Consider the following 13,382-nt stretch of genomic DNA (forward strand, 5'->3'; position numbering starts at 1 on the left):
GAAAAGCGCGACACTGCACTCAGCAGCGTCGCGCTTTTCTGTAGATACTTATGCCAGCGGGTCTCGCACGAGCAACCCAAGCTCGCGCAGCACCGTAAGCACCTGTTCATGGCGATTGAACGTGTACAGGTGAATCGACGGCGCACCACCCGCAATGAGCTCACGTGCGAGTTCGACCGTATGCTCAACGCCAAGTTCTGGCGCGAACCCGCCAGCTTCCTGCATCGCTTTTTCGAGCGCAGCGGGAGCAGGTTGCCCTGCGAGTTCCGCGACCTTTCGCAGTTGCGCGCTTGTCGAGACCGGCATAAGGCCAGGCAACACCGGCAGCTTCACACCCTGCGCACGGGCGTCTGCAACGAAGCTCAAGTATTCATCCGCGTGGAAGAACAGTTGGGTAATACCGAGTGAAGCGCCAGCCTCCTGTTTCGCAAGCAGCCACTCGATATCGGCATTGCGCCCGCGCGACTGGGGGTGCCCATTCGGGTACACCGCGACCGCGGTACGACCGACACTCGTGAACGCGGGCCGCGCAGCACGCGCCTCAGCAGCCAGCTCCACGAGTTCGCGCGCTGAGAGCGAACCAGCGACCTCGGTTGACTCCTCAGTCATCCCACGCGGCGGATCCCCCCGCAGCGCCAAGAAGTCATGAATGCCGGCATCCATGAGGTCGTGAATAATCTGCAGCAGCGAATCACGGTTCTCGCGAACCGTCGTGAGATGCGCCAGAGGCAGTACATCCGTGTGGGTACGGAGGTACTTCAGCAGGTCAACAGACTCATCTCGATGCGACCCGTTCGCACCGTACGTGACAGAAACGAAATCCGGATTCGCGGCTGCGAGGTGCTGCACCGCGTGACCGAGAGCGAGTGCTGCCGCTCCCGTCCGCGCGGGGAAGACCTCAAACGAGAATCGCGTCTGGGTAGGCGCGGATCCCGTCAGCAGCGTCGTGTGTTGCACGGTCATTGTGCGCCTCCCGCCAGGTGGTCACTCGCCATCTGCGTTCCGCGTACGCGGGCCGCAACCTTAGCGAATGCGACGTCACGGGCGTAGTCAGGCGACCCGTGACGGGGCTTTTCATCGATGAGGTACGGCGAGAAGCCGCAATCATCAGTGGAGCCGAGGAGCTCGGCAGGAATGAAACGGGCAGCGTTCACGAGCTGGTCGCGCACGTGCTCCGCGGTCTCAAGGCGCGGACTCGTCGGGTCGGTGACGCCGAGCAGCACGCGCGGCTGCTGTCGCCCGGCCCCGGCGAGCGCGGTGAGTTCGCGACCGACGAGGCGCGCAACGCGACCCGGATCTTTCTCGCTCGCCGCCTGCATGAGGAAATACCCCGCCTCGATCTGAAACAGCTCGGGAATGAGCGCGGCATAGTCGATGTCGGCGCTGTGCGCAGAGTCGTTCGCGTTTCCGGGACAGGTGTGGACGCCCGTCGCCGCGCTGTTCCGACGTGAGACGGTCAAGCACGGCGTTGATGAGTTCGATGAATCCGCCGAGCGCTGCGGGGCCTGCCCACGGCGCACGGAGATCCTGGCGAAGCGCGAGTCGTCCCTCAGTGAAATCAATGGACACCCGGCTCGCACCAGCTGCAAAACAGCGCTGAATATCTTTGGCGCAGCCAGCCACGATGTCCTCAATAAGCTCGGCACGCACAGAACTACCAGCCTGCTCAGCATGCACCATGAGCGAGAGCATCGACGGCGAGATCACAGCTTGTTTCAGGGGCAGGTCAGTGAGTGGGCGGATCGCCGAAACATCGTCTGCGGCCCACCCCTGGAAGCGGAACGGCGGCGCCGAAATCGACGGCACCACACGGTGATGACCGTCAGCGAACACAGCAAACACCGGCCCCTCATCCAGATCATCTGCGCCGAGCGGGTAGCTCGCGAAGCTCTGGCGGCGCTGCTCACCGTCACTCACGATGGGCGAGCCCGTCGCGATGAGCCGATCAAGGGTGTCTCGGACAGCGGCGTCTTGGATCCGCGCAAATTCGTCGCGCGCAAGCACACCGATCTCGAGATCGAGTACGGCAGCTTGGAGCGCAGCAGGGCGAGGCAACGAGCCCACCTGCTCGGTCGGGAGCGTCCCGGCCTCCCAGGGACGCCCAGCTGGGGCAGCGGCATTCACTGCCCCAGCTGGAATATCGTTGGTGCTCAATTTAGGCTCCGCGCACTGCCTTCGCAGCTGCGACGAGGTTGCTCAGGCTGGCAACGGTCTCGTCGTAACCACGGGTCTTCAGACCGCAGTCGGGGTTCACCCAGAGCTGCTTGCCGGGGATGTGCTCGGCAGCGATACGGATGAGCTCGGTCTGCTCCTCGATGCTCGGCACGCGCGGCGAGTGGATGTCGTAGACACCGGGGCCGATGCCGCGCCTGTAGCCGTGATCACCGAGCGGTACGACGACGTCCATGCGGCTGCGCGCGGCCTCGATCGAGGTGACGTCTGCGTCGAGGCCGTCAACGGCATCGATGATCTCACCGAACTCCGAGTAGCAGAGGTGCGTGTGGATCTGCACCTCAGGAGCAGCGCCAGCGGTCGCAAGGCGGAACGAGCCGACCGACCAGTCAAGGTACGCAGCCTGGCGATCCGCGTCCAAGGGAAGGAGCTCGCGCAGTGCGGGCTCATCGACCTGGACAATCTTGATGCCGGCGGCAACGAGATCGTCGATCTCATCGCGCAGCGAGAGCGCAACCTGGTTCGCGGTGTCTGCGAGCGGCTGATCGTCACGCACGAACGACCACGCGAGGATCGTCACGGGCCCGGTGAGCATGCCCTTCACGAAGTGATCGGTGAGTGACTGCGCGTAGCTGCTCCACGCGACGGTGATGGGTGCGGGACGTGACACGTCACCCCAGAGGATCGAGGGGCGGGTCGCGCGCGTGCCGTACGACTGCACCCAGCCGTTCTCAGTCACCGAGAAACCGTCGAGGTTTTCAGCGAAGTACTGCACCATGTCGTTGCGCTCAGCCTCGCCGTGCACGAGCACGTCCAGGCCGATCTCTTCCTGGAGCTTCACGACCGAACCGATCTCAGCGCGCAGGAACTCATCATACGCAGCACCATCGATCTCCCCGCGGTTGAACGATGCACGTGCCTTGCGGATCTCAGTGGTCTGCGGGAACGAACCAATCGTGGTCGTTGCGAGCTCAGGGATGCCAAGTGCGAGCTGCGCTGCACGGCGATCTTCTTCCGACGCGCGATCGCGGTCTGCGGCGGTCACTGCACCGGTACGGGCGCGGATCGCGTCAACGCGTACACCAGGCGCCGAGGCGCGGTCAGCGAGTACGCGGTCGACTTCTGCGAGCTCAGCTTCGATTGCAGCTGCACCCTCGGTGAGTCCCTTCGCGAGGACAACGACCTGCTCGACCTTCTGATCAGCGAATGCGAGCCACGACTTCAGGCGTGCATCGAGCTTCGACTCAGCAGCGACATCGTGCGGGACGTGCTGCAGGTTGTTTGAGGTGCCAATGACGGTGTTCACGCCAGCGCGCTGGGCGGTCTCGGTCTGTTCGAATGCCGCGCGGAGGTCCGTGCGCCAGATGTTGCGGCCATCAACAACGCCGGCAACGAACTGCTTGCCCTCGAACGCCGATGCGAACGTGCCGTCAGCGAGGGCTGCTGCGGGAAGGGATCCGCGCACAAGGTCTGCGTGGACGGCCTCGACCGGGAGCTTGCCCAGTGCGACGAGTGCGTCAGCCGCATTGCCGTACGGGGTCGTGAGGAGGATGCTCGGTCGGTTTGCCACTGCGCCGAGCTGCTCGTACGCCTGCTCGATGAGGGCAAGGGTGGCCTTGCGATCGCCGGGCACCGAGTCAGAGACGAGTGCGGGTTCATCAAACTGCACCCAGGTTGCGCCAGCTGCGGCGAGCGCCTCAAGCAACTCAGCGTAGACAGCGACGACGTCAGCAAGGCGGCTGACCGGGTTGAAGTCTGCAGCTGCGTCATCTGCGGCCTTCGCCAGGAGCAGGTAGGTGACCGGGCCGACAAGCACGGGGCGGGTTTCAATGCCCTGCGCCTGTGCTTCGCGAACCTGTTCGACGAGTGCTGTGGGGTGCGCGGCGAACGCGGTGTGCTCCGAGATCTCGGGGACCGAGAAGTGGTAGTTGGTGTCGAACCACTTGGTCATCTCGAGCGGCTGGTGCTCTGCGTTTCCGCGAGCAAGCGTGAAGTAGACGTCGAGGTCGTTACCCTCGATCGCGCCGAAGCGGGCCGGAATCGCACCAAGCGCGAGGGTCGCGTCAAGTACCTGGTCGTAGAAGCTGAAGCTCTCAGGAACAGCTCCGCCGGCTGCGGGGAGGCCGAGCTCAACCAGGCGTGCGCGGGTTGTCGCGCGGAGAGCTGCTGCGCGAGTGCGGAGCTCAGCCTGGTCGATGTCGCCCTTCCAGAACGACTCGACCGCGCGCTTGAGTTCACGTTCGCGGCCGATGCGGGGGTAGCCGAGGATGGTGGCGGTGGGCAGTGCGTGTGCGGTCATGGTGACTTCCTTTAAGTAGAACTCAAGGATTGGACCGCCGCTGCATCGCGAGGCCCTCCCCGTGGAACGCTTACACGCTAACTTCGGGGTGTCACATGACGCACGAATATTTCGCTATATGAATAACGTGAACTTATGCAATAACCCCGCCTTATGGGTGACGGGGTTATTGCGGACTGCTTATAGGGTCGGCGCTTGCCGGATGCTGCCTACAACGCAACTTCCTCAACCAGGTACGGCTCGAGCTTCGAGTACATTTCGTCGCTGACGAGCGCGCGGACCTGTGTACCAGTCTCGACGTACTCCGTCTCGAGCACGCGGTTGCGCTCATGCATCTCTGCGACGAGGTCACCCCGGTCGTAGGGCACCACGACCGTGACCTCGCGATCGGAAACCGGGAGTGCGGCATACACCCGAGATTTGAGCTCTTCGAGCCCCTCGCCGGTGCGTGCTGACACGAAGACCGCGTCGGGTACGAGGCCGTGGAGCAGCATGCGCTGCGCGTCGTCGAAGAGATCCGCCTTGTTAAAGGCAACAATCTCGGTTACGTCTTGCGCATCTACCTCTGCAATGACATCGCGCACAGTCTTCAGCTGCGCTTCGGGGTCTGGGTGAGAACCGTCAACGACGTGGAGAATCACGTCTGCATCGGCAACCTCTTCGAACGTCGAGCGGAACGCTTCAACGAGCTGGTGCGGCAGGTTTCGCACGAAGCCAACAGTGTCGGTGTACGTGAACGTACGACCGTCGGTAGTCTCCGATCCGCGCACCGCGGTATCCAGGGTCGCGAACAGCTGGTTCTGCACGAGTTCCTGAGTCGCGGTCAGGCGGTTCACCAGACTCGACTTGCCAGCGTTCGTGTAGCCAGCGATCGCGACCGATGGCACCTCTCCGCGCTTACGGTTCGCGCGCTTTGCCTCACGCGCCGGAGCGAAGCCAGCGATCTGCTTGCGCAGCTTGGCCATGCGGGTGCGGATCCGGCGACGATCAAGCTCAATCTTTGTCTCGCCGGGACCACGCGAGCCCATGCCAGCGCCACCAGCACCACCGGCGCCAACCTGGCCACCGGCCTGACGGGACATCGACTCACCCCAACCACGCAGGCGGGGCATGAGGTATTCGAGCTGAGCAAGCTCGACCTGCGCCTTGCCCTCACGGCTCTTTGCGTGCTGGCTGAAGATATCAAGGATCACCGTGGTGCGGTCAATGACCTTTACCTTGACGACATCCTCAAGCGCACGGCGCTGGCTCGGCGCGAGTTCAGTGTCGGCAATGACGGTATCGGCGCCGGTCGCGGCCACCAAGTCAGCCAGCTCACGAGCCTTACCCTTGCCGAGGTACGTCGCAGGGTCGGGGTTCGGACGGCGCTGCAGCAAGCCATCAAGCACATTTGCGCCGGCAGTCTCCGCAAGCGCGGCAAGCTCGCGCAGCGAGTTCTCCGCGTCTTCCGAACTCTTCGCCGAGTAGATACCGATCAGAATGACGTTCTCCAGGCGAAGCTGACGGTACTCAACTTCGGTGACGTCTTCAAGCTCGGTCGAAAGGCCAGAGATACGCGTGAGCGCAGCACGGTCGTCGCGCTCCATACGGATCGAGTCATACGCATCGTGCTCTGCGTCGTGCGCGTCGTCACCAAGCGCCTGAGCCTGGCCGCTTCCGAAACGGCGCAGCGGCTCCTCACCGAGGTCACGGGTCACATGGGCTTGCTCGCGATCTGCACGGGCAAGCAGGCGCGCGAGCGGATCTGCCGCATCAAAACCGGTGTCGTCTGCGGCCGCATCGCTGCCGAACTCATCATCGAACTCGTCGAACTCTGGCGCATCGAAATCGTTGTTCTTCGTCATCTGACCTCCAGTCTAAGCCGCACGCGGGCGATCTGACAGCCCTGTTCACCGCAAGCGCACCCCTCGCCTGAGATACTTGAGGGGTGAATCAGCACTACTTCTCCGAAACCCCGGCCGGCGAGATGCGCCTGCGCGACATCGAGGTCATCCTTGCGGGTGAGCCGCGGACCGTCTCAACGGCCGGCGGTGTCTTCAGCCCCGAGCACCTTGACCGCGGTACGGAGATCTTGCTCGATACACTCATCGACATTGAGGCAAACGGCGTCGGCGATGCTGGCCCGATTCTCGACATCGGCTGCGGTTGGGGACCCATCGCACTCGACGCGGCGCTCGAGAACCCGTCGACGCCCGTCTGGGCCGTCGACGTCAATGCTCGTTCGCGCGAGCTCACCGCAGCCAATGCGGCCCGCCTCGGCCTCACCAACGTGCATGTTGCTGCCCCCGAAGATGTCCCCGCAGACCTGCAGTTCGCGCAGATTCGTTCGAACCCGCCTATTCGCGTGGGCAAGGAAGTGCTGCACGAGATTCTGTCGACCTGGCTTCCCCGCCTCATGCCCGGTGGCTCGGCGTACCTCGTGGTCGCGAAGCACCTTGGCGCTGACTCACTACAGAAGTGGATCGACGCCTCATTCGATGACCTGAGCATTGACCGCATCGCGCGCAGCAAAGGCTTCCACATCATTGAGGCCCTGCGCGACTAGGCTCCTGGCTTCCTAGCCCCTCACACCCTCGAAAAGGGCTCTTTCTCTCGAAAACACTAGTTTCTGTCGCAAGAAACTATCCGTTTCGGGAGAAGGAGCCCTTTTCGCGTAGTTGGCGGGGCTTCGCGGACCACACTCGTTTGACGTACTACGACTACCGTAGTACGGCGAGTGCAACGAAGGTGAGGGGGCGCAATGAACGAGCAGCTAATTAGTGCTGACGCGATCCACGGATATGTCGATCTCATGGTGCTATCACTACTACGCTCCGGCCCGTCGTACGCATACGAACTCGTACAGCAAATCGGTGAGACGAGCGCTGGCAGTTACAGCATCAAGCAGACCACGCTCTACACAGCGGTGAAGCGGCTGGAACAGTCGGCGCTTGTGAGTTCGTACCCAGGCGAGTCCGCGACAGGTAAAGCGCGCACCTATTACCAAATCACGCCAGAGGGCGAAGCCCACCTCCGCGAAAAAGTGGCGGAATGGCAACAGACCAAGACCGTCGTCGACCGATTCATCGAAGGAACAGCAGTATGAACACGATCATTGCCTACCTCGAAACCATGTTCGGCACCTATCCGCAGACGCCGAAGCTTTTCGAGGCAAAGGCCGAGCTTCGCACCATGATGGAAGACGCCTACCAGGGTTTCATCGCGGCCGGAATGTCAGAAAACGAGGCCATCGGAGGTGTCATCTCCGAGTTTGGCAACATTGATGAGATCGCTCCGACGCTGGGTATCTCGGCAGAGATCCAGTCAAGCGCCCACGCGATGCCTGCCCCAGGTCTCCACGGCACCGCTGATTCTTCTGGTGCTTCAGTTGCATCGGGCACACCAGCCGCCTTTGCAGCACCGGCCACCTCTCCCGTATCGCCTGCGTCCCCAGCCGCGGCACGGGTGTCTCAGTCGCACCCTGCCGTCACCCTCGAAGAAGCACAGGCCTATTCGAACGCAAGACGCCAGGTGAATGGTCGCCTCGCAAGCGCCGTTGCCCTGTTTGTCACCTCACCCGTAATCGTGATCCTGCTTCTTGCATGGCACAACGCGTCCCCGCACGCTGTCACGACAAGCACTGCACTGGCGGTCGGCCTTGTCGCGCAGTTCGTGTTCATCGCCGTTGGGGTGTTCCTCATGATAGATGTGACGCGCACGATGGGTCCGCATCGGCGGATTCGCGAGCTTCAGTTCACCCCCGACCAGTCCGTAACGGTCTGGGTCGAGACGGTTGCCGAGACGCATGAACGCCGCCGCGTACGCGCGCTGCAGCTCGCGGTGATGTGGCTGGGTGTTTGCTCCACTCCCGCTGGTGCTGCTGGCGCTGCTGGCGCAGGAACCCTCGCGCGGTGCCTGGCTACTGGTCGGCGTCGCGATCACCCTGGTCATGGTAGCCATTGGCATTGCGACGCTCGTTTCAGCGTCTTGGGCTCGATCAGTGTCGCAGATCCTCAGCGCACGCGGCCCGGTGGCGGCTCACCTCGTGAACACCGAGCAGGCAGACGGCGGAATCATCGGTGTCATCGCGTCCTTCTACTGGCCGTTCGTTGTGATCGCATACCTGCTGTGGAGCTTCATCGGCAACGCGTGGAACATCTCTTGGCTGATCTTCCCGATTGCCGGACTTCTCTTCGGCGCGATCGCTGCCGGCACCGGATCGGTGTCTGCCTATCGCAAAGCACGAAACCGTTAGGTCGCGCCGCTACAGCGGTGCCGGCTCCCCCGGCGACAACCAGGTCACGTCGGCGTAGCGCTTGAACCAGCTCACCTGGCGGCGGGCGTAGCGCCGAGTAAGGAACTGCGTTTCAGCAATCGCCTCTTCCTGCGTTTTCTCCCCGCGAATCTGTGCGATCGCCTGCGCATATCCAATCGCACGGCTCGCGGTCGGCCCCTCTTCGAGGCCGTTCGGGAGCAATGCCTCGACCTCAGCGATGAGACCGTCAGCCCACATCTGCTCGACGCGGCGATCAAGCCGCTCAACAAGCTCTGCACGCTCGCAGTGCACGCCGAGGATGCGCGTGGGCTGGTACCAGTACACCGGCGCTGTCGGCAACGTCACCTGCGCGTCACCGCCCATTTCGGCAACTTCGAGCGCACGGATCACGCGACGCGGATTCCGTGCGTCCACCGCCGCGGCCGTCTCGGGTGACAACGCTGCAAGCCTCGCGAGCAGGGGCGCGACCCCGTCCCGTTCGCACTCCGCCTCGAGCCGGGCGCGGATCGCCTCATCTCGCGGCGGGAACTGGAAATCAAAGATGACGCTCGAGACGTAGAGGCCTGATCCGCCAATCAGAATCGCATCGTTGCCGCGCGCGTGGATCGCTTCGATGAGTGCGCGCGCGGTCGGCTGGTACCAGGCAACGGTCGCTTCCTCGCGCGGATCGAGCGCTTCAAAGAGATGGTGCGGGATGCCCTGTCGTTCAGCTTCGGGCAGCTTCGCGGTACCGATGTTCATTCCGCGATAGAACTGCATTGCATCGACGTTGATGATCTCAGCGGCGACTCCGTGCTCAGCTTGGAGGCGGGTCGCAAGGTCAAGCGACAGCGCGGTTTTTCCCGTGCCAGTTGCGCCAACGACGGCCCACAGGTGGGGCTTGCGTTCAGGCTCTGCGGAGTCAGTCATCTCAGGCCCGTTCACATCGTCGGCGCGCCGACGCGGAGAGTCGGCAGCCCGAGATTCACCGCAGCACCTGCCGCGGAGGCGGACGCGCCGGGGGTTGCCGGAACGCCACAGCTGTCTGCCTGCCGGCGATCCCATGCGTCACCAGCGCGCGTCCGGCGGACCGCGTAGATTTCGGTGTCATCTGCGATGAGGAAGTACGGAGCGGCATCGCTCACACGCGCCGTGACCATGTCTCCGGGACGTGGCGTTTCTGCACCCTCCGGGACCGAGAAGTGCACGAGACGGTTGTCTGCTGAGCGACCGTGGAGGCGGTGCGTCGCCTCGCCTTTTCGACTCGCACCGGCCGAAACGAGAATCTCGACGGACGTACCGATGAGCTTGCGGTTCTCTTCTTCTGCGACGCGATCTTGCAAGGCCATGAGACGTTCGTAACGCGCCTGCACGATCTCCTTAGGAATCTGGTCTTCCATCTCAGCGGCAGGAGTACCTGGACGAATCGAGTACTGGAAAGTGAACGCGTTTGAGAAGCGCGAGGCCTCGACGACTCGGAGCGTATCTTCGAAGTCCTCCTCGGTTTCGCCTGGGAAGCCTACGATGAGGTCGGTCGTGATTGCGGCGCCAGGGATTTGTTCGCGAACCGAGTCGAGAATTCCAAGGAACTTTTTCGAACGGTATGAGCGTCGCATCGCTTTGAGAACGGTGTCCGAACCTGACTGCAGCGGCATATGCAGCTGCGGCATCACATTGTGCGTTTCGGCCATCGCAGCAATCACGTCTTCGGTGAATGCCGCGGGATGCGGGCTTGTGAAGCGTACTCGCTCCAGACCTTCGATCTCGCCCATCGAACGGAGTAGTTTGCTAAAGGCCTGACGGTCACCAAACTCAACGCCGTAGGTGTTCACGTTCTGGCCAAGCAACGTGACCTCGATCGCGCCGTCATCAACGAGCGCCTGCACCTCGGCAAGAATGTCACCTGGGCGGCGATCTTTTTCCTTACCGCGAAGCGAGGGCACGATACAGAAGGTGCAGGTGTTGTTGCAGCCGACGGAAATCGACACCCAACCGCTCGCGGCAGAGTCACGCTTCGTTGGGAGCGTCGATGGGAAACGCTCGAGGGATTCGAGAATTTCGACCTGCGCTTCTGCGTTGTGCCGAGCTCGCTCAAGCAGCTGCGGAAGCGAACCCACATTGTGGGTGCCGAACACGACATCGACCCAGGGTGCGGTTTCGACGATGGCGCTCTGGTCTTTCTGCGCCAGGCAACCGCCGACGGCAATCTGCATGCCCGCACGGCCGAGCTTGGTGCGATTCAGTGTGCCCAGCTGACCATAGAGCTTGGTCGCCGCGTTCTCGCGGACGGCGCAGGTGTTAATCACCACGACGTCCGCGTGAGCCGGATCTTCTGCCGGCACATAACCGGCCGCCTCGAGCGAACCAGACATGCGCTCTGAGTCGTGCACGTTCATCTGACACCCGAGCGTGCGAACGGTGTAGCTTCGGGGGCTGCCGTCGGGGCGGAGCGCGGCCGGAGACAGCTCAATCGTTACGGGGTCAGAAACTGGTGCGGTCATAACTCACAATTCTACCGAGGAGTATTACTGGAAGCGCACACCGCCTGAGCGGCCACTCCCACCGCGTCGTTGGGTACCGCCTTCGAGGGCGTCACGCACTGCTCGACGTGCGGCTTCGCCGCCCCATCCGCGTCGGGCTAGGAAGCCGAGGAGGCGTCGCTCTGCGGTTGCGCGATCAAGCGAGCCCATCTTGCGGGCGCGGTCAAACGCGGTCTCGCGCAGCAGGGCGTCTTCATCTTCCTCATCAAGCTCATCAAGGACAAGTTCGATCGCCGAGTCTGGGAGCTTTCGATCACGGAGCTTCTGTCTGATTTGGCTACGACTCGCGCCTTTTCCGTCGCGAAGCTTCGTGCAAACCGCGCGCGCAAGGCCTTCGTCGTCGACGTACAACGCTTCCACCGCACGAGCGACCGCATCTTCAGCGTCGAACTCGAGATGACCGAGAAGTACAAGCTCACGCTGCAACTCGCCGCTCGAACGCGCTTTTTTGGCCATGAGGCGGACAACGTCATCATCAATGTCGTTGAGCGGCGTATCTTCGCCCTCGGTTGTGTCTGCTATTTCAGCGGCGCGGGGGCTTGCTGCGCGCTTGCGCTTTGGTGACGCTGGAGCAGGCTCGGAGAAGCTTGCCGTACTCGACTCCGAGGCTGGCGCCACGTCAGACTCACCAGAGACCTTTCGCTTCCGATGGGAGGCAAGTGAAACCACACCATTGTCGACGTCCGGGGACGCTTCCGCCTTGACCGCGGGCTGAGCACTGGCATCACCGCGCAGTGAAGCTGCCGTAACGAGGTTTCCAGCCCGGAGGCTGGAGAACGCTTCAACCGAGCCTGCAACTGTCGAATCCCCGAAAGATTCGTCATCCTGTGCAGGGGTGGCCCAACTGGAGCTGAAGCGCGCGCGGAGCTCGACTACCTCAGCAAAGTTTTCGCGGTCTGGCCGCGCCGGTGCCGGTTCCCCATCGGGAACCGGCAGAAACCGAACGACCATGGAACTTACGCACTCTTCTTCGCAGCAGCGGGAGTCTTCGCAGCGGCTGCTGGCGCCTTTGTTGCGGCACCCTTCGTCGCGTCTGCTGCGGCCGGAGCGGCATCAGCCACCTTCGCCTCGAGTGCAGGCTCTTCCTTACGTCCATTCACGCCAAGCTTGGTGAGAATTTTCTCTTCAATCTCGAGTGCAACATCAGCGTGCTCAATGAGGAAGCGCCGAGCATTCTCCATGCCCTGGCCAAGCTGATCACCCTCATAGGTGTACCAAGCACCACTCTTCTTAATGAAGTTGTGCTCGACACCGTAATCAATGAGCGAGCCCTCACGCGAGATGCCGTGACCGTAAAGAATATCGAACTCAGCCTGCTTGAAAGGAGGGGCCATCTTATTCTTGACGACCTTCACACGAGTACGGTTGCCAACAGCGTCGGTACCGTCTTTCAGCGTCTGGATACGGCGGATATCAAGGCGAACCGAAGCGTAGAACTTCAGCGCCTTACCGCCTGAGGTCGTCTCTGGGCTGCCGAAGAAGACGCCGACCTTCTCGCGAAGCTGGTTAATGAAGATAGCGGTGGTCTTCGTCGCGTTGAGGCTACCCGTGATCTTACGGAGCGCCTGCGACATAAGGCGCGCCTGAAGACCAACGTGGCTGTCACCCATTTCACCGTCGATCTCGGCCTTCGGCACGAGCGCGGCAACGGAGTCAATAACAACGAGATCGACCGAGCCGGAGCGAATCAGCATGTCTGCGATCTCGAGCGCCTGCTCACCGGTATCGGGCTGCGCGACGAGCAGCGCGTCAATGTCGACACCCAGCTTCTGCGCATAATCGGGATCGAGTGCGTGCTCAGCGTCAATGAAGGCAGCGATGCCTCCCTGCTTTTGAGCGTTGGCAATTGCGTGCAGCGTTAGTGTCGTCTTACCCGAGGATTCAGGGCCGTAAATCTCCACAATTCGACCACGGGGAAGACCGCCAATTCCGAGCGCAACATCAAGAGCAACCGAGCCGGTTGGGATGACCTCTACCGGCGGACGCTCTTCGCTGCCCATGCGCATGATCGCGCCCTTACCGAATTGACGGTCAATCTGCGCGAGTGCAGACTCAAGTGCTTTTTCACGATCTTTGGGTGCGGCCATGTTCATGCTCCTGGTGTTCTCGGCCTGGACTCTGATGAGTGCCAGCTAAT

General features: G+C 62.4%; 12 protein-coding genes. 3 read left to right on the top strand and 9 right to left on the bottom strand.

What is annotated here, in order from left to right; all coding sequences use genetic code 11:
- Positions 1-48: 48 nt before the first annotated feature.
- The 5 genes from ICL81_RS08470 to hflX all read right to left on the bottom strand — a co-directional run bounded on the left by ICL81_RS08470 (position 49) and on the right by hflX (position 6,315).
- Positions 49-963 (bottom strand): methylenetetrahydrofolate reductase, encoded by a 915-nt coding sequence (locus ICL81_RS08470; RefSeq protein ID WP_188034469.1) that lies wholly within the window; start codon positions 961-963, stop codon positions 49-51.
- Entirely contained in the window at positions 960-1,223 is a 264-nt protein-coding gene (locus ICL81_RS12020) for a hypothetical protein (RefSeq protein ID WP_353055469.1), read from the bottom strand. Before ICL81_RS12020 ends, ICL81_RS08470 begins: the two co-directional genes overlap by 4 nt.
- A complete protein-coding gene (locus ICL81_RS08475; RefSeq protein WP_251381976.1) occupies positions 1,183-2,154 on the bottom strand; it encodes a hypothetical protein in 972 nt (323 codons plus the stop codon). Before ICL81_RS08475 ends, ICL81_RS12020 begins: the two co-directional genes overlap by 41 nt.
- A gap of 1 nt (position 2,155) precedes the next feature.
- Entirely contained in the window at positions 2,156-4,471 is a 2,316-nt protein-coding gene (metE, locus tag ICL81_RS08480) for a 5-methyltetrahydropteroyltriglutamate--homocysteine S-methyltransferase (protein ID WP_188034470.1), read from the bottom strand.
- 209 nt (positions 4,472-4,680) lie between these two features.
- Positions 4,681-6,315, bottom strand: a complete 1,635-nt coding sequence (gene hflX, locus ICL81_RS08485) for a GTPase HflX (protein ID WP_188034471.1) — start codon at positions 6,313-6,315, stop codon at positions 4,681-4,683.
- An 83-nt stretch (positions 6,316-6,398) separates the two neighbouring features.
- On the opposite strand from hflX, the gene ICL81_RS08490 reads away from it, so the two are divergent.
- The 3 genes from ICL81_RS08490 to ICL81_RS12030 all read left to right on the top strand — a co-directional run bounded on the left by ICL81_RS08490 (position 6,399) and on the right by ICL81_RS12030 (position 8,705).
- Positions 6,399-7,016, top strand: a complete 618-nt coding sequence (locus ICL81_RS08490; RefSeq protein ID WP_353055470.1) for a methyltransferase — start codon at positions 6,399-6,401, stop codon at positions 7,014-7,016.
- 195 nt (positions 7,017-7,211) lie between these two features.
- On the top strand, positions 7,212-7,556 hold the full coding sequence (locus ICL81_RS08495; protein WP_188034472.1) for a PadR family transcriptional regulator: 345 nt from the start codon (positions 7,212-7,214) through the stop codon (positions 7,554-7,556).
- A gap of 747 nt (positions 7,557-8,303) precedes the next feature.
- On the top strand, positions 8,304-8,705 hold the full coding sequence (locus tag ICL81_RS12030) for a hypothetical protein (RefSeq protein WP_188034473.1): 402 nt from the start codon (positions 8,304-8,306) through the stop codon (positions 8,703-8,705).
- A gap of 9 nt (positions 8,706-8,714) precedes the next feature.
- On the opposite strand, the gene miaA is transcribed toward ICL81_RS12030, so the two are convergent.
- Genes miaA through recA form a run of 4 tightly spaced genes read right to left on the bottom strand, consistent with a single transcriptional unit; the run spans position 8,715 to position 13,332 of the window.
- Positions 8,715-9,635, bottom strand: a complete 921-nt coding sequence (miaA, locus tag ICL81_RS08505) for a tRNA (adenosine(37)-N6)-dimethylallyltransferase MiaA (RefSeq protein ID WP_188034474.1) — start codon at positions 9,633-9,635, stop codon at positions 8,715-8,717.
- A gap of 11 nt (positions 9,636-9,646) precedes the next feature.
- The gene (gene miaB, locus ICL81_RS08510) at positions 9,647-11,206 is read right to left on the bottom strand and encodes a tRNA (N6-isopentenyl adenosine(37)-C2)-methylthiotransferase MiaB (protein ID WP_188034475.1); all 1,560 of its coding nucleotides are present in this window, start codon (positions 11,204-11,206) and stop codon (positions 9,647-9,649) included.
- A gap of 24 nt (positions 11,207-11,230) precedes the next feature.
- Positions 11,231-12,196 (bottom strand): regulatory protein RecX, encoded by a 966-nt coding sequence (locus tag ICL81_RS08515; RefSeq protein ID WP_188034476.1) that lies wholly within the window; start codon positions 12,194-12,196, stop codon positions 11,231-11,233.
- Positions 12,197-12,201: 5 nt separating this feature from the next.
- Entirely contained in the window at positions 12,202-13,332 is a 1,131-nt protein-coding gene (gene recA / locus ICL81_RS08520; protein WP_188034477.1) for a recombinase RecA, read from the bottom strand.
- Between the last annotated feature and the right edge of the window lie 50 nt (positions 13,333-13,382).

It is taken from the genome of Leucobacter sp. cx-328 (genome assembly GCF_014530035.1).
In the GTDB taxonomy this organism is placed as follows: Bacteria; Actinomycetota; Actinomycetes; order Actinomycetales; family Microbacteriaceae; genus Leucobacter.

What these genes read in the sequence shown, in the direction of transcription:
- ICL81_RS08470 (WP_188034469.1), bottom strand. Translation starts at nt 963, where the DNA reads ATGACCGTGCAACACACGACGCTGCTGACGGGATCCGCGCCTACCCAG.
- metE (WP_188034470.1), bottom strand. Translation starts at nt 4,471, where the DNA reads ATGACCGCACACGCACTGCCCACCGCCACCATCCTCGGCTACCCCCGC.
- hflX (WP_188034471.1), bottom strand. Translation starts at nt 6,315, where the DNA reads ATGACGAAGAACAACGATTTCGATGCGCCAGAGTTCGACGAGTTCGAT.
- ICL81_RS08495 (WP_188034472.1), top strand. Translation starts at nt 7,212, where the DNA reads ATGAACGAGCAGCTAATTAGTGCTGACGCGATCCACGGATATGTCGAT.
- miaA (WP_188034474.1), bottom strand. Translation starts at nt 9,635, where the DNA reads ATGACTGACTCCGCAGAGCCTGAACGCAAGCCCCACCTGTGGGCCGTC.
- miaB (WP_188034475.1), bottom strand. Translation starts at nt 11,206, where the DNA reads ATGACCGCACCAGTTTCTGACCCCGTAACGATTGAGCTGTCTCCGGCC.
- ICL81_RS08515 (WP_188034476.1), bottom strand. Translation starts at nt 12,196, where the DNA reads ATGGTCGTTCGGTTTCTGCCGGTTCCCGATGGGGAACCGGCACCGGCG.
- recA (WP_188034477.1), bottom strand. Translation starts at nt 13,332, where the DNA reads ATGGCCGCACCCAAAGATCGTGAAAAAGCACTTGAGTCTGCACTCGCG.